The following is an 18,666-nucleotide window of genomic DNA, read 5'->3' as shown; positions in this document are numbered from 1 at the left end:
ATGACGGGGAAAAAAGTAACTGCAGAATCAGATGGTATACACAAGGTGTGCTGCGATACGAAGACGAGTGCACTCTTTATCCATCAGGGCAGTACGTATGATATACGTGCGGCTATCAGCACAATTGAAGATCGTGCCGCATTTCTCCACACAATCCGGACTATTGCAGAAACCCATGAAACCCATATCATCTGTTTTAATGCTGACATGCTGGCCGGAATACCACACGCTCATGTTGCGTTGTCTCATGCAGTACGATCTTATGAGAGGGGAGTGATGGTCTCCAACACCCTTGAGATGGAGGCGCTCTTGTATGCTGCAGGTTCCCGCCAGTGCTCACTGGCTGCACCGTTTGGAGTTCACGAAGGAGAGAACCACCTGTACGTCTGCTGCTATCCAACCTCGGACGGAGTATGGGGGGCGCTCGCCCCTGTAATTCGTATCGTTAATGACCCCTGGAGCTGTATTGATTCTCAAAAACTGGCATTTCTTATGGATTTATTTGGTATAACTCCTGATGAACTTGCCACAACTGAAAGAGCCCGAATCATTGATCTCGTTCTCGAACGCATCGCGCTGTTGGACGTGTATCGGTAACAGGTTCATACGGGAATACCGATAGTCAATACACATCCAGAAAATGTTGCGGTATGATATTGTTACATATGGTGAGGATTTGCAATATTACCTGTTTGCATGAGAGAGAATGTGAGTAATCTCCGGGAGGATCAGCTCTTTTGTTGCGAGCGTCACAGCTGGTGTTGATCCGGGGATGCAGAAAACAACCTTTCCATCGATAACACCGGCAATTGCCCGGGAGAGCATTGATGATGTGCCAATCTCCTGAAGACTTTTCATACGGAAGAACTCCCCAAATCCATCAATTTTTTTGTGAAGTAATGGTGAGATGGCTTCAATAGTACAATCATCATGGGTAAGACCGGTTCCCCCATTGATGATAATGCAATTGGCAGTCTTCATTGCAATATAGAGCTCGTTGCGGATTGCTTCGATCCGGTCAGTAACAATTGCATAGTGACTAATAGGAATGCCGGTTGTTGTGAGCAGGGTTGATATTGCCGCTCCACTGGAATCATTTTCCTGCTTTCTTGTACTGGATACTGTGATAATAGCAGCAGAAATCTGGATGTGTTGTATGTGATTTTGATTCATGTTAATAATTGTTCAGTTAATTAAGCATTAATAAAATTCTCAGGATTACCATAGCAGATTCTTTTTATTCCAGAGGCTCCCCCCTTTACTTCCAGTGGAAATAGTATTGGGGGGTATCGTTCATTTTATTGATTTTATTCATTTACAATGAAAACAGACATGATGCTGGTGAGCCACAAGCCTGCAAAATGAAAATTGCCGGGGGCATTTTCATATTAAATTGTCCTATAAGATATTGCAATAGCTATTTCGATGACTATATATATTAATAATTAAATATATTAAAATGGCTGTTTTTATTGTACTAAAAAATATCAGAGGGTATTTTTTTAAAAGTTCCACACGAAGTAAAGGGGTCTCCCCCCAATGAAAGAAACACTCCAAAATCTCATGAATATTCAAAAAATACCTATAAAACACATTTTTTATAAAAAACACCTATCATAAAAACCAGAGAAAAATAATAAAAATCGAATCTCAAGTTTAAGCCACATTTAGTGTTTTAAGGGTTATATAGCAATATTTCCAATGGAAGTAATGGGGTATATAAATAAGATATACCGATCGTTTTTTAGGGTATTCGCACCAATTCTCTGCACTACAGTGTGACCATGCCCGAAACAGAAGACCCGTCAACGGGACTATTTAAAAAATATCTCACCAACAACCGGATATTTAAGGATCGTGAGGTGCTCCGACATTCTTACCGACCTCAGATTCTCCCCCATAGAAAACCGCAAATTGAGGAGGTGGCATCAATCCTTGCACCATCACTGAGAAATGAAACCCCTTCAAATATCCTGATTTATGGGAAAACCGGCACCGGTAAGACCGCATGTGTCCGATATGTCGGAACGGAGCTGGAAAAGGCAAGCAGCAAGATGGGACCAATCTGCCGCCTTGTACATCTGAACTGTGAAGTGATTGATACCCAATACAGGGTGCTTGCCCAGATTGCCAAGAGTCTTGACGTGTCTGAAGAACTGGGAAGCGATAAAACACGTACACATATACCTATGACCGGGTGGCCTACCGATCAGGTATATGCGGAGCTCAAAAATCAGCTGGAAGCCAGTGGTGGTGTGCTGGTAATAGTGCTTGACGAGATCGACAAACTGGTAAAAAAGAGTGGCGATGATACCCTCTACAATCTTACCCGGATCAATTCCGATCTTAAAAATTCCAAAGTCAGTATTATCGGGATCTCAAACGACCTCAGCTTCAAGGATTTCCTGGATCCCCGCGTTCTCTCCTCGCTCTCTGAAGAAGAGATTGTGTTTCCCCCCTATAATGCACCACAACTGGTGGATATTCTTGCACAACGTGCTGATGGAGCATTTATTGCAGGAGCCCTTGCGGAAGGTGTTATCCCCCTGTGTTCAGCGCTTGCGGCGCAGGAACATGGAGATGCCCGCAGGGCGCTTGACCTGTTCAGGATCTCCGGGGAACTTGCAGATCGCGATGAATCCTCGCAGGTTACTGAGGAACACGTCAAACAGGCGCAGGCAAAAATTGAGACCGATAGCATGATTGAATGCATTGCAACGCTGCCAACCCAGAGCAAGCTGATCCTCTTCTCCATGCTGGTCTTAGAAAAACTGGGTCAGAATATCTTTACGAGCGGGGAAGTCTCACGCATATACCAGGATATTGCACCGACTATTCAGCTCGATGTGCTTACCCACCGCAGGATCACCGATCTGATCTCCGAGTTGAATATGCTCGGAGTGATCAACACCCGGGTTGTGAGCCGCGGACGATATGGCAGGACAAAAGAGATGTGGTTTGACTCCAACACGGACAAGATCCGCGAAGTTGTCTTAAAGGATACACGTCTCAACGGGCTTAAGGATCTTGATGTATCCCAGATGGAAGCGAAGTGGTTGAAGACTTGGTTCAGGTGATTATGGATGGATGAAAAAGATCTCGAACTCCTCCGGATTCTTGAGGAGAACAGCCGGCTCTCGGCAGATGAAATTGCGATCATGACAAACCTCTCAACAGCCGATGTCGAGAGTCGTGTTCACGCACTCGAAGCTGCTCAGGTAATAAAACGGTACTCCACCGTCATCAACTGGGAACGGGCAGGAAACGGTGAGGTCTCAGCCATCATTGAATTGAAAGTCAGTCCTGAACGCGACTTTGGCTACGACAGGATCGCAGAACGCCTCTCCCGGTTCCGGCAGGTCAAGACTCTGCGGCTTATGACAGGTACCTATGATCTCCAGCTTGTTGTCACAGGAAAGAATATGCAGGAGGTTTCGCGGTTTGTATCGGAACATGTCGCTCCCATGGACCGGATCCGCGAGACTGCCACGCATATCATCATGAAGTCGTATAAGGAGAACGGTCACACGCTCTTTGAGCAGCAGGAGTCAGAGCGCCTCCCCTATTCATTCTGAGGTTGAGCAATGCGCAACTTTGTTTCAGAACGTGCAAAAATAATCCCTCCATCCGGCATAAGGAAATTTTTTGACCTAGCCCTGACAATGGACAACGTGATATCGCTAGGTGTAGGTGAACCGGATTTCCGGACACCCTGGAACATCTGCGAATCGAGTATCTACTCCATCGAGCAGGGGACGACATCATATACATCCAACAAGGGTCTCCAGTCACTCAGGGATGCATTGTCCCGGTACCTTGGGCAGCACTACCACCTCCCGTACACCAGTAATGATGAGATCATCATCACCAGCGGCGTATCCGAGGCACTCGATATTGCGATACGCTCTGTCGTTGACCCGGGCGACGAGGTGGCTATTGCCCAGCCCAGTTATGTCTCTTATGCACCCTGTGTAACACTTTCCGGTGGAAAGCCGGTCCCGGTCCGGTGCACGGAAAAAGATCATTTCAAGCTCAACCCTGATGCCCTGCAGGAACAGATCACGCCAAAAACCAAGGCCCTGATTATCAACTTCCCCAATAACCCGACCGGTGCGGTGATGAACGAGAGCGACCTGAAAGAGATCGCTGATATCGTCATAGATAAGGATATACTGCTGATCAGCGACGAGGTCTATGCAGAGCTGACGTATGACAGCACCCATGTAGCGGCAGCAACGGTCAGTGATCTCTGGGAGAGGACGATCACGCTCAATGGCTTTTCGAAGGCGTACGCAATGACCGGATGGCGTATCGGATACCTGTGTGCCCCCAAGGAGCTCTGTGATGCAGCGCTCAAGATCCACCAGTATATTATGCTCTGTGCCCCGGTGATGGGTCAGGTGGGGGCACTTGAAGCGCTCCGGTCCGCTGAAGAGGATAAGAACAGCATGGTCAACGAGTACCGCCTCCGGCGCAACATGTTTGTGGCAGGTTTAAATCGGATCGGCCTGACCTGTCACGTTCCCGAAGGAGCGTTTTATGCGTTCCCCTCCGTGAAAGGAACCGGCCTTTCCGACGTGGAATTTGCCGAACGACTGCTCAAGGAGCAGAAAGTAGCAGTTGTTCCGGGCAGTGTTTTTGGTGAGGGCGGTGAAGATCATCTCCGGTGTGCCTATGCGGTCTCCAGGAAAGATCTGTCAGAAGCACTGGGCAGGATGGAGACTTTTATCCAAGGTCTCTGATCCGCTCTCTCTATCTGAATCTCTCACTTTTTTTTCTTGCCGATAACCGGTACAGGGAGATAAGGGATAGTTTATTTTGCACTTCAACCTATACTACATGAAACTAATATGAGCTGCACTATCATCGTTGGTGGATTTTTTGGGGATGAAGGTAAGGGCAAGATCGTTGCCCACATTGCTTTTCAGGATAAACCCGCAATCATCTCCCGCGGCGGTGTGGGTCCGAATGCAGGACACACTGTCCAGGTCGGAGACCGTGAATATGGCGTCCGAATGGTCCCGTCCGGTTTTGTCTATAAGGATGCAAAACTCTGTATCGGGAGCGGCGTTCTCGTTGATCCCAGAGTCCTGAAGTTCGAAGTTGACACTCTCGGTGTTAAAGGCCGGGTCTTTGTTGACAAGCGCTGCGGGATCATCACAGAAGATCATATCGCACGCGATAAGGGAAGCGACCACCTGTCAAAGAAGATCGGGAGCACAGGATCCGGATGCGGACCTGCGAATTCCGACCGGGTCATGCGGGTTTCCCCCCAAGCGAAGGATGTGCCTGAGCTTGCTGAATACCTGCTCGATGTCCCCATGGCTATTGACGAAGAGCTGAAAAAGGGCAGCAATATCCTGCTGGAAGGCACGCAGGGTTTTGGGATCTCCCTCTATTACGGAACCTATCCGTTTGTGACCAGCAAAGACACCTCTGCCTCCCAGATTGCGGCAGATAACGGTGTCGGGCCGACAAAGATCGATGATGTGGTCGTGGTCTTCAAGGCTTATCCCACCCGCGTCGGGGAAGGCCCGTTCAGCACCGAGATGTCGTTTGAGAAATCCGATGGGATGGGGATCAAGGAGTTCGGGACTGTCACTCACCGTAAGCGCCGTATTGGCGTATGGGACGGGGAAATGGCAAAGTACTCGGCCATGATTAACGGGTGCACGCAGGCTGCGATCACCGGCATCGATCGTGTGGACAAAGATTGCTTTGGCGTCAGGGAGTATGCAAAGTTGTCCAAGAAGGCAAAGGACTTCATAAAACAGGCCGAAGATGACATTGGCTGTGCTGTAGCCCTGATCTCTACCGGCCCTGAGGTCACCCAGATTATTGATCTAAGGAATGAGCTGTAATGAGACGTTCCCTGATGGATATTCTCTGCTGCCCCGTTTGCAAGGGAGATCTGGTCTTATCGGTCATCAAAGAGGACGATAAAGAGATCCTGGAAGGCGGACTGCATTGTGCTGCATGCCGGGTGGACTATCCCATCAATGAAGGCATCCCCAATCTCCTGCCCCAGACTCACCAGGAATAACAGGTGGAGGTATGAACTTCCCGTTACCCTTTTTTGTACTGATTTCCGTAGGTACCGAGGGTAATGATACCTGTACAGAAATATATCTTAATCGCAGTGGGATCAATTCGATCGACCTGCCAAGGGGAAAGATTCAAGCATTAACCGGCAACAATCTGCGGATAAAATTCGTAAACCGCGGGGCGCCGATTCACATTACCGCAACTTCTGCAAATGCCAGCATGTACACCGATTTTTTTCACGAGAACATGTATGTTGTCGATGAATCGGTGCTGACGATTCCCCTGTTTCCTGATATCCAGGAAGGATTCTTTAATCTAGAAATTATTGCAGGATACGGCGTGATGAAAACAACTGCCCGTGTGGATGTGGTCCATCCGCCACAAAACGCACCGGTCATCCCGGAGGAATCACCCATCCAGCCGGTTGCCCGCGGTCGTCCTCATCTCCTGATGGTCATGATGGGAATTGCACTTATTCTCTATACTGCCTGGCTCTATACCACTATTGAACTGTTAAATATCGCCTCGTTTATCATTCTCATCGTTGGCGCACTTTACACATGGTACCGTCAGCGATAGCATCAGTGGCTATAGTCCTTTTTGCCGCGCTTCTTGTAGACCGGCTGATCGGGGATCCCCATTCAGCCTGGCACCCCGTTGCACTTCTCGGCCGGTTTATCGGCTGGTGGGGAAAACCAGAATACTATTCTCCCAATATCCAGCGATTTACCGGAGTACTTCTCTGGCTGGTGACCGTTGTCCTCTTTGCGGCTCCGTTTTATTGCTTTGCGGCTGTCGCACCGTGGTACTGGTACCTGGTTGTCGCCCCATTCCTGCTGAAGTGCTGTTTTGCAGGGAGATCTCTTGAGGAGCATACGCTTGCTGTCGTGGATGCCCTTAAGGGTGGCATAGAGACCGGGCGTGAAAAGGTCAAGATGCTGGTCTCCCGCAGTACTGCAGATCTTGACCGCGAACACATCCTCTCTGCCGGTTATGAATCCATGACGGAAAACCTCACTGACAGCATTATCTCACCGCTCTTTTTCTTTTGCCTGTTCGGCATAACCGGGGCTGCAGTCTTTCGTGCAGTCAATACCATGGATGCGATGCTGGGATACCGCGACGAACGTGAGCGTATCGGGTGGTGTGCAGCCCGGATGGATGATATCCTCAATTATATTCCGGCCCGGATCACGGTTCTTCTGCTCCTGCTACACTTTCTCCAGCGGGGACGTATTTCCCCTGCCCTCAGGATTATGCGGCGGGATGGCAGGAACCGTCCCGGGTTTAATGGGGGGATTGTCATGGCAGCAATGGCGGGAGGTGTGGGTATCCGTTTTGAAAAACCGGGTGTGTATACAATTGGTGATGGTGAACGGACACTTGACGAGGGTGGAGCCGACATTCTTGAGGCAACAAGGATGGTGACCCTGATGTTTGCACTGATTGCTGTGGGTACTCTGTTTTTATTGGGATCGTTGATCAATAGTACCGGCATATGAAACTCGAGGAACTGAGATTCGGTACCGAGCTCCTCAAGCGCGGCTTTGCATCCATGCAGAAAGGGGGCGTTATCATGGATGTCGTGAACGCTGAGCAGGCAAAGATAGCAGAGGATGCCGGGGCCGTTGCAGTCATGTCTCTGGAGCGGGTGCCTTCAGATATCCGGAAGATGGGCGGCGTTGCCCGTATGGCAGATCCCCAGAAGGTTACCGAGATTATCGAAGCGGTATCCATTCCGGTGATGGGCAAAGTGCGGATCGGTCACTTTGTCGAGGCACAGGTGCTCGAAACGCTCGGCGTCGATATGATCGACGAGAGCGAAGTCCTGACACCGGCAGACGAGCAATACCATATCGATAAGAAACTGTTCAAGGTCCCCTTCGTCTGCGGAGCCCGCGATCTCGGCGAGGCGTTGCGCCGGATCAATGAAGGAGCCGCCATGATCCGGACCAAGGGCGAGGCCGGAACCGGAAATGTTGTTGAGGCTGTGCGTCACATGCGAAATATCATGGGAGAGATCCGCATGCTCAAGGGAATGGACAAGCAGGAGATGACCGATTATGCCCGGGATATTGAAGCCCCGGCAGAACTGGTCATCGAATGTGCCGGGCGCGGGAGACTTCCCGTTGTGAATTTCTCCGCAGGAGGAATTGCCACACCATCAGATGCCGCAATGATGATGCAGCTGGGAGCTGACGGTGTGTTTGTCGGGTCCGGTATTTTCAAGTCCACCAATCCTGAACTGATGGCAAAGGCGATTGTCGAAGCCGTCAACCACTTCAATGAACCCGAGGTTATTGCCCGGGTGAGCCGCGGGCTCGGCGATGCAATGCCCGGTCTCGATATCCACACCCTCAGGGATGATGAGGTGCTGCAGACCCGTGGACGTTAAGATAGGAGTACTCGCACTCCAGGGGAACGTGAGCGAGCACATCGAGGCGTTCGTGCTCGCGCTCGATCGTCTCGGTTATGGTGGAACTTCTGAAGTTGTCACTGTACGGAATCCCACCGAACTGGAAGGCTGCCATGCATTGGCCCTCCCGGGCGGGGAATCGACCACCATCTCCCGGCTCATCGATAAGAATCATCTCTATGAGCCGATCCGGAATTTCTCCGGTGGTATTTTTGCAACATGCGCCGGTATGGTGCTGGTTGCAACCCATGTAGACGATGCCCGCATTCATACACTAGGTCTTATCGATATGACGGTAGACCGGAACGCATTCGGCCGGCAGCGGGAATCGTTTGAAACGGATATTCCCCTTACCGGTATTGACGGTGGGCTGTTCCATGCAATTTTCATCCGGGCACCGGTAGCAACTCAGGCAGGTGCCGGTGTTACGGTGTTATCCCGGCTGGATCAGGGAATTGTCGCTGCTGAACGGGGAAAGCACATGGCCCTGTCATTCCACCCGGAACTTGGGGGGGATACCCGGCTGCATGAACGATTTTTGAAAAAGAATGGCATTTAACCGCGTTTCCCCGGTTTACCCCTTTTTTGGTAGGTTAACTATCGAATTAGCATGAATATTTATTATCCCGCGCGTAGCACGTACCATAATGACTATCAGAAAAACGCGCCGGAAGAATGCTGAAAAACCATTTCATGAAGCGGTAACCGATCTGCTCTTCTCGTCAATGGCAAACCATGAGGATTTTGTTCTGACCTATGAGGTCAACCCTTCCACTAATAAAAAGGAAATTCATGTGATGTCCGGGAAATTAATATCCTCCGATCTGCTGGGGAAGCTCAAGGAACATGTCGCACAGCAGCTGGACGATGGGAGCGGACACCATATCCGGCAGATGGAATAAGGAAAAAATCTTTTTTTTACCGATTATTATCACGGGACTGTGCCCGTGAGCCCCTTCTCTGCACTGCAAGAGGGGAGTGATCTCTCTTGTCGGATCACCAATCCTTCATCATAGCCACTGCCTTTAGTTCCTTGGGCATCAGCTCGATCGCATACCGCAACGCTGTCCGGGGCATCGCCTTCTTGTTTCGCATCACGTAATCGTACACCACTTTCTGGTGCTTTCGGCTCGCTTCCTTAAGCAGCCATCCGTAACCTTTCTGCACAATATCGTCCTTATCTGTCAGTAAAAGGTCGGCAATCTCAATAGATTCTTTGAGGAACTTCCCGTGTTTAGCCGGAACGATCAACGAGACTGCCGCCGCCCGCCGCATCCAGCGGTTCTCCGATTGTGTCCAGTTTTTCAGTTCTTCGATAAACTCCGGGAATTGTTCGATAAAATCCCCCATCGTATGGTTGCAGAACCCGTCGCAGGAAGCCCAGTTGGTTATGTACGTCTCAATCCAGTGCCGGAAGATCCCCAGATCTCCCCGTTCATATCTCCCCGAGAGAGCGTGCGCCCAGTTCGAGACGATGAAGGACTCCTCGATGTAACCAGACTGGTATAACTCTTCACAGAGAGCGAATATCTCCGGTTTTGGCCGCCCTTTAACCTCTTTCCAGTATTTCTTCGCAATCGCAATCACGGTTGCTGTTTTTATGCCATGGCACCGGATCTCTTCCTTGAAGAACCGCTGCGAGGTCTTCCGTATCTCAGGGTCCGCGTGACTTTCGAGTTCTTGCCGTATAAGAGTAATTATCGGGTCCATGCAGAGAGGTAAGCGAGTATGCGGGATAATTGATGTGGCATGCGGGAGGTGAAAATGACCGTCCACCGGAGCTGCTGACATTCCGTTCGGATTTCAATATGCAGATATTTCCTAAAAAACGGATTCTTTCCGGGATGACCCCCCGGCACCCATCCACTATTTCTTCTTTTTCCCGGTTTTTGTCGGGCACTCGTACGAGGATGCCTCCTCGATACCAAGATAGTGGGCACCCCAGTTGCAGAGAGCCACCATGATAGGCAGCAGGGTCTTGCCGAAATCAGTGATGGCATATTCCACCCGTGGCGGTACTTCGGGGTAGATTGTCCGCTTAATGACACCATCATTCTCGAGCTCACGGAGCTGCTTGGTGAGCATCTTGGCATTGACTCCCGGCAATCCTTTCTGCAGTTCGCCGAAGCGTACAACATTATCCCCAAGATGCCAGAGGATGAGCGGCTTCCACTTGCCACCGATAACATCCAGTGCCGCCTCTACCGGGCAATGGTAGGTCTTCCCGTTTTTACTGTAGGTCATGGTTACTCCAATGAAAGTATGTTACCTTATTTACTGTATTTCCTATATATTCACTTAAGGCTGAATTTATCATAATGAACCAGATTACCCTTGCAGAAGAATAGTATGTGTTCTATCTGCTTATGGATATCTGTCAGGATACTCCGCATTCAGCGGAGAGTGAGGAAAAACCTATGGATAAGATACAGATTGGACAGAACTTTTTCATACCAATGCCCGTTGTTCTCGTGGGAACACAGGTGAATGGGAAAGACAACTTCATGACCGTGGGCTGGTGTGCCCGGGCCAACGCGAATCCCCCGATGATAGCCTGCGGGATCGGAAATCATCATTACACACCGAAGGGGATCGCAGAGACAAAGACGTTCTCGGTAAACATCCCCTCTTCGGCCCTGCTCGAAAAAACCGATTACTGCGGTCTCGTATCCGGTGAGAAGACCGACAAGTCCCATGTTTTTGATGTCTTCTACGGATCGCTCAAGACCGCGCCGATGATCAGGGAATGCCCGGTCTCACTCGAATGCCGGCTTGTCCAGGCCGTTCCCCTGCCCACCAACACGCTCTTTATCGGCGAGATTACCGGGGTGTATGCCGATGGCTGCGTGGTAAAGGACGGGAAGCCGGACTTCCCGGCGATCGACCCGCTCTTCCTCACCATGCCCGACAACCGCTACTGGACTCTCGGGAAACATGTCGGGGATGCCTGGAGTGCCGGAAAGGATCTGGTACAGCAGTCACAGAAATGTATACCAAAGGATGGTGAATGATGGCAACGATACTCGTGGATCAGGATCTTTGCACCCGGTGCGGGATCTGCTCAGTTGTCTGCCCGGTGGCGATTGTCTCCCCCGCAGATGAGAATACCCTGCCCGCCGTAAACGATGCTGCTGCCGCCAGGTGTATCCAGTGCGGGCACTGCGAGATCTCATGCCCCTCGCAGGCGCTTCTCTTAAATATCCGCCCGGACGAGAAAGTCCCCCTGCCGGCCGGTGCCGGTACGATCTCTCCTGATGACCTGGCATTCTACCTGAAGAAACGGCGGTCCGTGCGGCATTTCACGAAGGATCCCGTACCAAAGGAAAAGATCGGGCAGTTGCTCGATATCGTCCGGTATGCAGCGAGCGGAAGTAACGGACAGCCAGTACAGTGGATTGTTGTACACGATCCAAAAAAGGTAAAAACGATCGCCGGGCTGACTGTCGAGTGGATGAAGACCCTCCTGAATTCCAGTCACCCGATGAGCGGCTATGTACCGATGTTTATCGGTGCCTGGGAGAGCGGGAACGATGTCATCTGCCGGGGCGCCCCGCACCTGCTCTTTGCCCATATCCCGGAGGATAATCCCGTTGCACCCGTTGATGCGATCATCGCCCTCACGCATTTCGATATCGCTGCCCCTGCGTTTGGTATCGGCACCTGCTGGGCCGGCTTTGTGGCGGCTGCAGCCATGTCCTATGAGCCGCTCCAGAAGGAGCTCGACCTGCCTGCAGGACGGAAGATTGCCTACGCGATGATGTTTGGTCACCCGCAGTACAAGACCTACGGGATCCCCCGGAGAAAACCCCTCGAAGTGACGTGGCAGTAAAGCTCCGGACCTGAGAAACCAAAAAGAGAACCCGAAAGAAGGAACACGATCATGAAAGTACTTGCATTCAATGGAAGCCCCCGGAAGAAGTGGAATACCGCAATGCTGCTCCAGAACGCCCTCGACGGCGCCGCATCCCAGGGTGCGGAAACAGAACTCATCCATCTCTATGATATGGATTTCAAGGGATGTACCAGTTGTTTTGCCTGCAAGCTGAAGGGTGGGAAGAGCTATGGGAAATGTGCCATGCAGGACGGGCTGACCCCGGTCCTTGAAACGATACCGGAGGCAGATGCCCTGATCCTCGGCTCCCCGATCTATTTCGGCACCGTAACCGGGGAGATGCGGTGTTTCATGGAGCGGCTCTTGTTCCCGTACCTCGAGTACACCAGCCCCCCCTCGTCCCTTTTCAACGGGATGATCCGGTCCGCGTTCATATACACGATGAACGTCTCGGAACGGCAGATGAAGGAGTACCACTATACCGTGCATACCGGGCTGAACGAGAGCATTCTTAACCGCACGTTCGGGCACGCCGAATCGCTTTTCTCGTGTGAGACCCTCCAGTTCGAGGACTACGACAAAGTCGTATTCAGTTATTTTGACCCGGAGGAACGGAAGGAACGGCGCAGGACGGTCTTCCCGCAGGACTGCAAACGGGCGTTCGAGCTGGGAGCACGGCTGGCACAACCGTGACAAAGCAACCCTGAAGGGTCACCGGGAAGAAAGAATGACCCTCCCATTCCAACGAGAGAAGCGAAGGAAGGTCAGAATCGTTAACAATGTTGAGGAATATTCCTTATGCAGGAGAGGTAACAGCGTGAGTGAATTTGTCAAAGCTTCCCGCACTTCTGACCTCGCAGAAGGGGGCCTGAAAAGAGTTACCGTCGGCGGCACCGGAATTCTCCTCGCACAGGCAAACGGGCAGTACTATGCAACCGGGCTGCTCTGCCCCCATCTCGAAGCCGACTTGTCCGAGGGGACTCTCAACGGCACGATCCTCACCTGCCCGATGCACAGCTCCCAATTCGACCTGCGGGACGGGCGGGTGGTGCGCTGGACCAACCTGGAAGGCACGATCCTCGCGTATGCCAAAAAAACCCGTCCACCCCGGCCCCTGAAGTGCTACGAGGTCCGGGTCGAGGGCGACACGATCTTCATCGGGCTTCCCTGATGAGCCGGCCCCAAAGATGCCGTCAGAAGATGGGTGAATAAAAAAAATATGATGGTCGCAGGCAGCAGGTCGGTTTTTCTGCCCGTTCCCGGTAATCATGCGACCGGCAGGGAGAAGTGGACCTGCTCGAAGAGCCTGCGGCCACCCAGGTAATCGGCTGCCATGTCGCAACCTCTCCCGGCAGGGAGACCTTTTTGAACTTCGCACCAGCATGAATATTCTGGGCATCAAAAACAAACGCATGCCGAACAAAGGATAGTAAAACCCCCATCTTAAAATTTTGTCAAAAAGGACACGAGGTCACTTTTACATTATAACAAGGAACCCCCCATGGGGATCCCTGCCACCCGCGTGAAAAATGAGCCACCCCCCTTTCATGTCCAGGAGGGGGTACCCCCACCCCTTCCCAAAATGTCTCCGGCGTGAGTAAGGTGATTTTTGTCACATGTACATGTGATAATAGCATGTACATGCTACAATAACATGTACATGTTACCCGCGTTTTCGCGGTTTGATCTCTGCGAGCTGTAAAGCCAGGGCTCCTGATGGGGTAATGGTGTAGTAATTTTCCTTCCGGTTGCTGTCCGGATTCGGGAATTCTCGTACCAGATCCAAAGCGACCATGGTCCTGAGGATATTCGAAAAGGTCCCCTGGCTTAGCGTGTGCATTACTGCCTTCTTTCCGGTGTAAAGGTCCGTCTTGCCCATCGTGTTCTCGGCAATCTTCACCCCCTTCTTCCGCGTGGGAATATAGGCCGCAGAGAGCTGGTTGAAGAGATATGATCGCGGTACGACCCTCAGCGGGTGATCCTGCTTCCCCGGGGTGTTGTACAGCGTCTGGAGGATCTTGATGTAATTCGGATTTGCCGCAACATTCTCCGCAGGGGTCTTTGGCACCGCGAGTTTCGCACCGGCTGCCGCACCCTTTCGTTCAGCAAACGTGTAGTACGCATCTCCCTGCACCCAGAGCGAGAGTGTGAACAGGGCCATGCACATATCCTTTGAGCCTGCCGAGAGATCGAACGAGATTCTCGCATCCGGGTGCTCTTTTCTGATCTTCAGGATCGCGTCGCGGGCGGTGACATCTGCCGGGGGGCTGACGTACACGAGCAGGGCAGGAATCTTCAGGGAAGCGGCCAGGGCCCTGACCTGGTTCACCGCTTCCCGGGCAGTGTCTTTCTGCTTCCGGAGTGCCTCGGCGTCCCGGGCGCTGTTGGAATAGAGTTCGATATCGGCAAATACGAAGGTATGCGTGATATCGGGGTTGCCCCGCAGGGTTGCGGCGTAGGCTGAGTAACTGGTCTCCCCTGCGGTGATGATATGGACGTGCTCCGGCCGGGTCATGATCAGCGTCCGGAGTGGTATGATAAATGGTTGCTGGAAGAACAGGAGGCTTCCCGGGCAATGTTTATTCCTGAGGGTTTTTCCATTTCAAAAGGGAGTCGCCTCACCGGAGTAGAACTGAAAATTCTCACCTGGTGTAACATCTGCCCTTTAGTGATACCGACTCTAAAAAAATAACTGCTTCTTTAGCCCGAGCATCTTCCGTATCTTTCCCCAGAGCGATAATGCCGGCTGCCTGCAGAATGGCAGCATACCTTTTGCCTCTCGGAAGGACTCGCATTCGTCACAGAGCGTATACCGTTTGCATGTTGTCTTCGGGCAGGGGCAGTCTTTTCGGATGGTCGGGGACATTTATGTTCAACCTGAAACGGGCAGCGGCTTAATGGTTTTGTGAAAAGCGGTATTCAGCCCCGGACAAGACCCCAAGGTTCATGCTATATCGTGATCCTGTCTCTGTATGGAAATACCGGTTGTATATCCTATTGTCAGCCTGTGTGGGGCAGTTCTTGGTATTGTCGGGGCAGCCCTCATTATCTACGGGGGATTTAAGGCGGTCATAAAGGTCATTTTTCTGGAACTCTCAAAACCGGTATTTACCTATAACCAGATCCGGCGTGAATTCACTGACAAGATCGTCTTCGGGCTCGAATTCCTCATCGCAGCCGACATTCTTGCCACCCTGCTCTCCCCCAGCCAGCAGGATCTCATCAACCTTGCTGTGGTAGTCGTGATCAGGACAATCCTGGGGTATTTCCTCTCAAAAGAGGCAGCGGAATTCAATCTCCAGTAACTCCTGAATCTCCGATTTTTTGTTAAACCGTACGATGGCAAAACAACCGGTCAGAATCCCATCTTTCCCGGCAGATCGCGCGACCATGCAGCAATTGCATCCCAGTCGCGGAAATCACCCATGGGAATCTTACCCATCTCCAGGAACTTCCGCATCACAAAGTTTACCGTCGAGGGATCGAGCTTTCCGGCAAACAGGACCGATGATACGGGAGTCAGCGGTTCAAGGGATTTTTTCAAGGCAACCATTGCCATCTCAACAGAACCCGGCTCCGGGCTCTTCGGTGCAATACCAACAGCAAACGCGGCGACCGGCAGTTTCAGGAGATGTTCTCGGTTTTTCCTGATAAACTTCCCGACAGCTCCATCGACACTCCCCATATAGAGCGGCCCGCCGATTACAACGGCTGAATAAGCCACGAGCGAGGATATGGTTTTAATCTCGGTAACATCAACAGTAAGACCTGCGTTTGTCAGTTCCTTTCCGATTGCCTGGGCAATTTCCGCTGTTGACCCGTTCCGTGTTGCATATGCGACAAGAACCCGTGCCGGCATGATGATCACTAACGGATATAGACTGCTCTGCAATAAATATTCAGGCCCTGGTGCAAAAGGCGATAAGACTTAAGGAAATAAACACGATTCTAGTACAGTGTAACGAGGTAAAATCCATGGCCACCGATCCCGTATGTCTGATGATAATTGATGAAGAAGATGCGAAAATTACCAGCACCCATAAAAACCAGAAATACTACTTCTGCTGCAACTGGTGCAAGAAGCAGTTCGATGAGAACCCGAAGCGATACTCCCGGATCTCCAATGATGTCAGTGTCAACCTGAAAGAAGTGAGATAATCGGAATTGACCTGGTAACAACTCTTTCGGAGGCGGATAACCGTTTCCGTATCCCGGTGTGAAATCTCCCTTGGGAAGTACCGGGTGCGGGGATCGTTTTGAGGCCGCGAATGCAGATACAGATAAAATAATCCAAAGGCCAATTTAGGTCAGACCTATTGGGAACGTATATGAAACCTGAAGATGATCCCTGGTTAAAAAATGCTCATAAAAATGCAGAACACATAGACCGGGAGATAAAGAAATTATCACTGTTAACCAGTCCGATCCGGGAAAACCGTCCGATTATAACTAAATACCAGGATTTCTGGAACCAGGCAAAACTGATCACCGGGTTATTCAAGGATCTTAAACCGCTTGCCCAGACCGATCGGGATCTGCTCTGGAAACAGTTCAATGCCCACTGCGGGGAAGTCAAGGAGAAACAAAAAGCCGAGTACGGATCGTTGGAATCCTTATCCCAGGGCCATTTCAATGAAATTATGAAGGTTACCGAGCTGGCACAAATCCCCGCTGGCATAAAGGTTTTAGAGGTCCACGAACTGGTAGAAAAAGGGCAGGCACTTAAAAATGCCGGTGATCTGTTGGGGAAATTCAAACACGAGATGATTGCAAAACACAAAAAAGCCGGTTTTGACCACATCCAGAAGATACGGAAAACCCACGATGCGGCATGGCTTACCGTAAAAGCGGGGAAGCCCTCCCGGCAACAGTCGGAAACGGAGTCTCGTGTGCGGAAGAATCTCGAAGCTAATTATGAGCGGTACCGGAAAGCTGCGAGCGCCCTGGAGAATTTCCAGATTGGCAGGGGTCATATCCTGACCTTTCTTGCAACCTGTGAGAATCCTGAGAAGGCAGCACAGGCAAAAGCCCAACTCGCGGAAACCGAAGCCCGGATCAGGGATATCGAGGAGGGGATCCGGAAATTGAAAAAATGGATTGCCGAAGATGAGCGAACGCTGAAGGAACAGTAACCTCTTTTTTATTGTGCCCGTTCGTGATCATACAGTATTTTAACGGTTTTTCCTGTCAACTTCATTTATAGTTCCGCTTGTCTCTCCCCATCCAGAGGATCACAGGAGACCGGGTGGGCTGGCGACACCCCGTTTTTTCATCCGGGCTGAATATACGAATAATGCCAGCTCTCCGTCTGGAGTAATGCTGTAGAGTTTTTCTTGTTCATTGTCCGGATCAGGCTCCTCCTGGATTAGGTTCCAACGGATCAGGGATGCAATAAGCCGTGAAAAGACTGACAGAGAAAGATCCTGTCCTGTGTCTTTCTTCGTCGAATCCCAAACCGGGATCTGCCATGCTTTTGTCTCGTTGAACAGTGTCTCTTTCGGCACCAGAGTACTCCCTCTCTTCCCGCGTTCCTGTCCCCGGAAGAGAATGGTGAGGATTACGAGGTAGTACGGATCGGCCGGCAGGTTTTTTATGGGTAGTGTGGGAACCGGCACTCTTCGCGGGGGGGAATTTCCGAATGCATAATATGAGTCGCCTTCAACCCACAACGACATCGAGAACAGGCCCATCGAAAGACGTTTTGATCCAGCAGAGATATCAAACGAGTACCGGGCTTCCGGATGGTCGCTGAAAATACCGAGAACCGGATCACGAATCGAGTCAAACGCTGCCGCATCGATAAAGACCAGTGCACAGGATATCTTACGGGAAAGGGAGATTGTATTTACTTCATCAATCGCGTCGCGGATGGTACACTTCCACGTCCTTTTCTGGGCATCATCCCGAGTCGAGTTGGTGTAGACCTCTTTTTCAGCAAAGATGAATGTGTGCGTGACCGACCGGAGATCCTTAAGAACAGCAGGATAGGTTTTATGGATACTATCACCTGCGCTGATAATGAGGATGTGTTCCTGCGGATCCATGAGTAGTATCCGGCATTGGATGATAAATGATTGTCTTGGTACCTGAGACGGCAGTTCCTGAAAATCTGACAGGAATAAAAAAAAGTTTTTTTAAATAAAGAGCGGCGCGAGCACGAGCGTCAGGGTCGCAAGGAGCTTGATGAGCACGTGGAGCGACGGGCCGGCAGTGTCCTTGAACGGGTCGCCGACTGTATCCCCGATGACGGCTGCCTTGTGGGCCTCGCTCTTCTTGCCGCCATGGACACCGGTCTCGATGTATTTCTTGGCATTGTCCCATGCACCACCACTGTTGTTGAGGATGAGTGCCATCAGGATACCGGTGATGGTTG

Annotated in this window: 26 protein-coding genes; 18 read left to right on the top strand and 8 right to left on the bottom strand. The window is 51.1% G+C overall.

Annotated features, from left to right (window positions below; all coding sequences use genetic code 11):
• A complete protein-coding gene (gene cgi121, locus WC593_12355; GenBank protein ID MFA4825935.1) occupies positions 1 to 597 on the top strand; it encodes a KEOPS complex subunit Cgi121 in 597 nt (198 codons plus the stop codon).
• Between the two features lie 87 nt (positions 598 to 684).
• Here cgi121 and WC593_12350 read toward each other — a convergent pair whose 3' ends face one another.
• The gene (locus WC593_12350; protein MFA4825934.1) at positions 685 to 1,173 is read right to left on the bottom strand and encodes a MogA/MoaB family molybdenum cofactor biosynthesis protein; all 489 of its coding nucleotides are present in this window, start codon (positions 1,171 to 1,173) and stop codon (positions 685 to 687) included.
• Between the two features lie 611 nt (positions 1,174 to 1,784).
• Between WC593_12350 and WC593_12345 the strand changes: the two genes are divergently transcribed.
• From WC593_12345 to WC593_12300, 10 genes are all read left to right on the top strand, one after another.
• Positions 1,785 to 3,077, top strand: a complete 1,293-nt coding sequence (locus WC593_12345; GenBank protein MFA4825933.1) for an ORC1-type DNA replication protein — start codon at positions 1,785 to 1,787, stop codon at positions 3,075 to 3,077.
• Positions 3,078 to 3,083: 6 nt separating this feature from the next.
• Positions 3,084 to 3,575, top strand: a complete 492-nt coding sequence (locus tag WC593_12340) for an Lrp/AsnC family transcriptional regulator (protein ID MFA4825932.1) — start codon at positions 3,084 to 3,086, stop codon at positions 3,573 to 3,575.
• A 9-nt stretch (positions 3,576 to 3,584) separates the two neighbouring features.
• Positions 3,585 to 4,742 (top strand): aminotransferase class I/II-fold pyridoxal phosphate-dependent enzyme, encoded by a 1,158-nt coding sequence (locus WC593_12335; protein ID MFA4825931.1) that lies wholly within the window; start codon positions 3,585 to 3,587, stop codon positions 4,740 to 4,742.
• A gap of 108 nt (positions 4,743 to 4,850) precedes the next feature.
• Complete coding sequence (locus WC593_12330) at positions 4,851 to 5,861, top strand: adenylosuccinate synthetase (protein ID MFA4825930.1); 1,011 nt, start codon at positions 4,851 to 4,853, stop codon at positions 5,859 to 5,861.
• A complete protein-coding gene (locus WC593_12325) occupies positions 5,861 to 6,043 on the top strand; it encodes a methytransferase partner Trm112 (protein ID MFA4825929.1) in 183 nt (60 codons plus the stop codon). Before WC593_12330 ends, WC593_12325 begins: the two co-directional genes overlap by 1 nt.
• 11 nt (positions 6,044 to 6,054) lie before the next feature.
• Entirely contained in the window at positions 6,055 to 6,624 is a 570-nt protein-coding gene (locus WC593_12320; protein ID MFA4825928.1) for a hypothetical protein, read from the top strand.
• Positions 6,606 to 7,547 (top strand): adenosylcobinamide-phosphate synthase CbiB, encoded by a 942-nt coding sequence (cbiB, locus tag WC593_12315; GenBank protein MFA4825927.1) that lies wholly within the window; start codon positions 6,606 to 6,608, stop codon positions 7,545 to 7,547. Before WC593_12320 ends, cbiB begins: the two co-directional genes overlap by 19 nt.
• Positions 7,544 to 8,440 (top strand): pyridoxal 5'-phosphate synthase lyase subunit PdxS, encoded by an 897-nt coding sequence (pdxS, locus tag WC593_12310; GenBank protein MFA4825926.1) that lies wholly within the window; start codon positions 7,544 to 7,546, stop codon positions 8,438 to 8,440. Before cbiB ends, pdxS begins: the two co-directional genes overlap by 4 nt.
• Positions 8,430 to 9,020 (top strand): pyridoxal 5'-phosphate synthase glutaminase subunit PdxT, encoded by a 591-nt coding sequence (gene pdxT, locus WC593_12305; GenBank protein MFA4825925.1) that lies wholly within the window; start codon positions 8,430 to 8,432, stop codon positions 9,018 to 9,020. The genes pdxS and pdxT overlap by 11 nt, the downstream gene beginning before the upstream one ends.
• Positions 9,021 to 9,108: 88 nt before the next feature.
• Positions 9,109 to 9,363, top strand: a complete 255-nt coding sequence (locus WC593_12300; GenBank protein MFA4825924.1) for a hypothetical protein — start codon at positions 9,109 to 9,111, stop codon at positions 9,361 to 9,363.
• 94 nt (positions 9,364 to 9,457) lie between these two features.
• On the opposite strand, the gene WC593_12295 is transcribed toward WC593_12300, so the two are convergent.
• Together WC593_12295 and WC593_12290 are read right to left on the bottom strand one after the other, a co-directional pair.
• The gene (locus WC593_12295) at positions 9,458 to 10,171 is read right to left on the bottom strand and encodes a DNA alkylation repair protein (protein MFA4825923.1); all 714 of its coding nucleotides are present in this window, start codon (positions 10,169 to 10,171) and stop codon (positions 9,458 to 9,460) included.
• Between the two features lie 156 nt (positions 10,172 to 10,327).
• On the bottom strand, positions 10,328 to 10,705 hold the full coding sequence (locus WC593_12290) for a helix-turn-helix domain-containing protein (protein ID MFA4825922.1): 378 nt from the start codon (positions 10,703 to 10,705) through the stop codon (positions 10,328 to 10,330).
• A gap of 173 nt (positions 10,706 to 10,878) precedes the next feature.
• On the opposite strand from WC593_12290, the gene WC593_12285 reads away from it, so the two are divergent.
• Genes WC593_12285 through WC593_12270 form a run of 4 tightly spaced genes read left to right on the top strand, consistent with a single transcriptional unit; the run spans position 10,879 to position 13,464 of the window.
• Complete coding sequence (locus WC593_12285; GenBank protein MFA4825921.1) at positions 10,879 to 11,472, top strand: flavin reductase family protein; 594 nt, start codon at positions 10,879 to 10,881, stop codon at positions 11,470 to 11,472.
• Positions 11,469 to 12,290 carry a nitroreductase family protein gene (locus tag WC593_12280; GenBank protein MFA4825920.1) on the top strand — a complete coding sequence of 274 codons (822 nt, stop codon included), beginning with the start codon at positions 11,469 to 11,471 and terminating at the stop codon, positions 12,288 to 12,290. The genes WC593_12285 and WC593_12280 overlap by 4 nt, the downstream gene beginning before the upstream one ends.
• Positions 12,291 to 12,341: 51 nt before the next feature.
• A complete protein-coding gene (locus WC593_12275; GenBank protein ID MFA4825919.1) occupies positions 12,342 to 12,986 on the top strand; it encodes a flavodoxin family protein in 645 nt (214 codons plus the stop codon).
• 34 nt (positions 12,987 to 13,020) lie between these two features.
• Positions 13,021 to 13,464 carry a non-heme iron oxygenase ferredoxin subunit gene (locus WC593_12270; GenBank protein MFA4825918.1) on the top strand — a complete coding sequence of 148 codons (444 nt, stop codon included), beginning with the start codon at positions 13,021 to 13,023 and terminating at the stop codon, positions 13,462 to 13,464.
• A gap of 492 nt (positions 13,465 to 13,956) precedes the next feature.
• Here the strand turns inward: WC593_12270 and WC593_12265 are convergent, their stop codons facing one another.
• Both WC593_12265 and WC593_12260 read right to left on the bottom strand, forming a co-directional pair.
• Entirely contained in the window at positions 13,957 to 14,808 is an 852-nt protein-coding gene (locus WC593_12265; GenBank protein MFA4825917.1) for a hypothetical protein, read from the bottom strand.
• Positions 14,809 to 14,973: 165 nt separating this feature from the next.
• Positions 14,974 to 15,159 (bottom strand): hypothetical protein, encoded by a 186-nt coding sequence (locus tag WC593_12260; GenBank protein ID MFA4825916.1) that lies wholly within the window; start codon positions 15,157 to 15,159, stop codon positions 14,974 to 14,976.
• Between the two features lie 106 nt (positions 15,160 to 15,265).
• Between WC593_12260 and WC593_12255 the strand changes: the two genes are divergently transcribed.
• Positions 15,266 to 15,598: a DUF1622 domain-containing protein gene (locus tag WC593_12255; GenBank protein MFA4825915.1), complete on the top strand. Its 333-nt coding sequence runs from the start codon at positions 15,266 to 15,268 to the stop codon at positions 15,596 to 15,598.
• A 50-nt stretch (positions 15,599 to 15,648) separates the two neighbouring features.
• Here the strand turns inward: WC593_12255 and WC593_12250 are convergent, their stop codons facing one another.
• Positions 15,649 to 16,185 (bottom strand): flavodoxin domain-containing protein, encoded by a 537-nt coding sequence (locus tag WC593_12250; protein ID MFA4825914.1) that lies wholly within the window; start codon positions 16,183 to 16,185, stop codon positions 15,649 to 15,651.
• Between the two features lie 83 nt (positions 16,186 to 16,268).
• Between WC593_12250 and WC593_12245 the strand changes: the two genes are divergently transcribed.
• Both WC593_12245 and WC593_12240 read left to right on the top strand, forming a co-directional pair.
• Positions 16,269 to 16,451, top strand: a complete 183-nt coding sequence (locus tag WC593_12245) for a YHS domain-containing protein (GenBank protein ID MFA4825913.1) — start codon at positions 16,269 to 16,271, stop codon at positions 16,449 to 16,451.
• A gap of 170 nt (positions 16,452 to 16,621) precedes the next feature.
• The gene (locus WC593_12240) at positions 16,622 to 17,425 is read left to right on the top strand and encodes a hypothetical protein (GenBank protein MFA4825912.1); all 804 of its coding nucleotides are present in this window, start codon (positions 16,622 to 16,624) and stop codon (positions 17,423 to 17,425) included.
• A 99-nt stretch (positions 17,426 to 17,524) separates the two neighbouring features.
• Here the strand turns inward: WC593_12240 and WC593_12235 are convergent, their stop codons facing one another.
• Both WC593_12235 and WC593_12230 read right to left on the bottom strand, forming a co-directional pair.
• Positions 17,525 to 18,337 carry a hypothetical protein gene (locus WC593_12235; GenBank protein ID MFA4825911.1) on the bottom strand — a complete coding sequence of 271 codons (813 nt, stop codon included), beginning with the start codon at positions 18,335 to 18,337 and terminating at the stop codon, positions 17,525 to 17,527.
• Between the two features lie 90 nt (positions 18,338 to 18,427).
• Positions 18,428 to 18,666, bottom strand: a 239-nt coding sequence (locus WC593_12230; GenBank protein MFA4825910.1) for a sodium/proton-translocating pyrophosphatase, incomplete at its 5' end; no start/stop codon positions are given.

The sequence above is a fragment of the Methanoregula sp. genome, from assembly GCA_041645435.1.
Taxonomy (GTDB): Archaea; Halobacteriota; Methanomicrobia; order Methanomicrobiales; family Methanospirillaceae; genus Methanoregula.
This window is presented reverse-complemented; position numbering and strand designations above follow the sequence as displayed.

Coding starts and splice junctions, on each gene's coding strand:
- WC593_12245 (MFA4825913.1), top strand. CDS start 16,269: ATGGCCACCGATCCCGTATGTCTGATGATAATTGATGAAGAAGATGCG.
- WC593_12335 (MFA4825931.1), top strand. CDS start 3,585: ATGCGCAACTTTGTTTCAGAACGTGCAAAAATAATCCCTCCATCCGGC.
- pdxS (MFA4825926.1), top strand. CDS start 7,544: ATGAAACTCGAGGAACTGAGATTCGGTACCGAGCTCCTCAAGCGCGGC.
- WC593_12300 (MFA4825924.1), top strand. CDS start 9,109: ATGACTATCAGAAAAACGCGCCGGAAGAATGCTGAAAAACCATTTCAT.
- WC593_12265 (MFA4825917.1), bottom strand. CDS start 14,808: ATGACCCGGCCGGAGCACGTCCATATCATCACCGCAGGGGAGACCAGT.
- WC593_12340 (MFA4825932.1), top strand. CDS start 3,084: ATGGATGAAAAAGATCTCGAACTCCTCCGGATTCTTGAGGAGAACAGC.
- WC593_12270 (MFA4825918.1), top strand. CDS start 13,021: ATGACCCTCCCATTCCAACGAGAGAAGCGAAGGAAGGTCAGAATCGTT.
- WC593_12240 (MFA4825912.1), top strand. CDS start 16,622: ATGAAACCTGAAGATGATCCCTGGTTAAAAAATGCTCATAAAAATGCA.
- WC593_12285 (MFA4825921.1), top strand. CDS start 10,879: ATGGATAAGATACAGATTGGACAGAACTTTTTCATACCAATGCCCGTT.
- WC593_12295 (MFA4825923.1), bottom strand. CDS start 10,171: ATGGACCCGATAATTACTCTTATACGGCAAGAACTCGAAAGTCACGCG.
- WC593_12325 (MFA4825929.1), top strand. CDS start 5,861: ATGAGACGTTCCCTGATGGATATTCTCTGCTGCCCCGTTTGCAAGGGA.
- cgi121 (MFA4825935.1), top strand. CDS start 1: ATGACGGGGAAAAAAGTAACTGCAGAATCAGATGGTATACACAAGGTG.
- WC593_12255 (MFA4825915.1), top strand. CDS start 15,266: ATGGAAATACCGGTTGTATATCCTATTGTCAGCCTGTGTGGGGCAGTT.
- WC593_12280 (MFA4825920.1), top strand. CDS start 11,469: ATGATGGCAACGATACTCGTGGATCAGGATCTTTGCACCCGGTGCGGG.
- WC593_12345 (MFA4825933.1), top strand. CDS start 1,785: ATGCCCGAAACAGAAGACCCGTCAACGGGACTATTTAAAAAATATCTC.
- WC593_12260 (MFA4825916.1), bottom strand. CDS start 15,159: ATGTCCCCGACCATCCGAAAAGACTGCCCCTGCCCGAAGACAACATGC.
- WC593_12290 (MFA4825922.1), bottom strand. CDS start 10,705: ATGACCTACAGTAAAAACGGGAAGACCTACCATTGCCCGGTAGAGGCG.
- cbiB (MFA4825927.1), top strand. CDS start 6,606: ATGGTACCGTCAGCGATAGCATCAGTGGCTATAGTCCTTTTTGCCGCG.
- WC593_12235 (MFA4825911.1), bottom strand. CDS start 18,337: ATGGATCCGCAGGAACACATCCTCATTATCAGCGCAGGTGATAGTATC.
- WC593_12320 (MFA4825928.1), top strand. CDS start 6,055: ATGAACTTCCCGTTACCCTTTTTTGTACTGATTTCCGTAGGTACCGAG.
- WC593_12350 (MFA4825934.1), bottom strand. CDS start 1,173: ATGAATCAAAATCACATACAACACATCCAGATTTCTGCTGCTATTATC.
- WC593_12330 (MFA4825930.1), top strand. CDS start 4,851: ATGAGCTGCACTATCATCGTTGGTGGATTTTTTGGGGATGAAGGTAAG.
- WC593_12275 (MFA4825919.1), top strand. CDS start 12,342: ATGAAAGTACTTGCATTCAATGGAAGCCCCCGGAAGAAGTGGAATACC.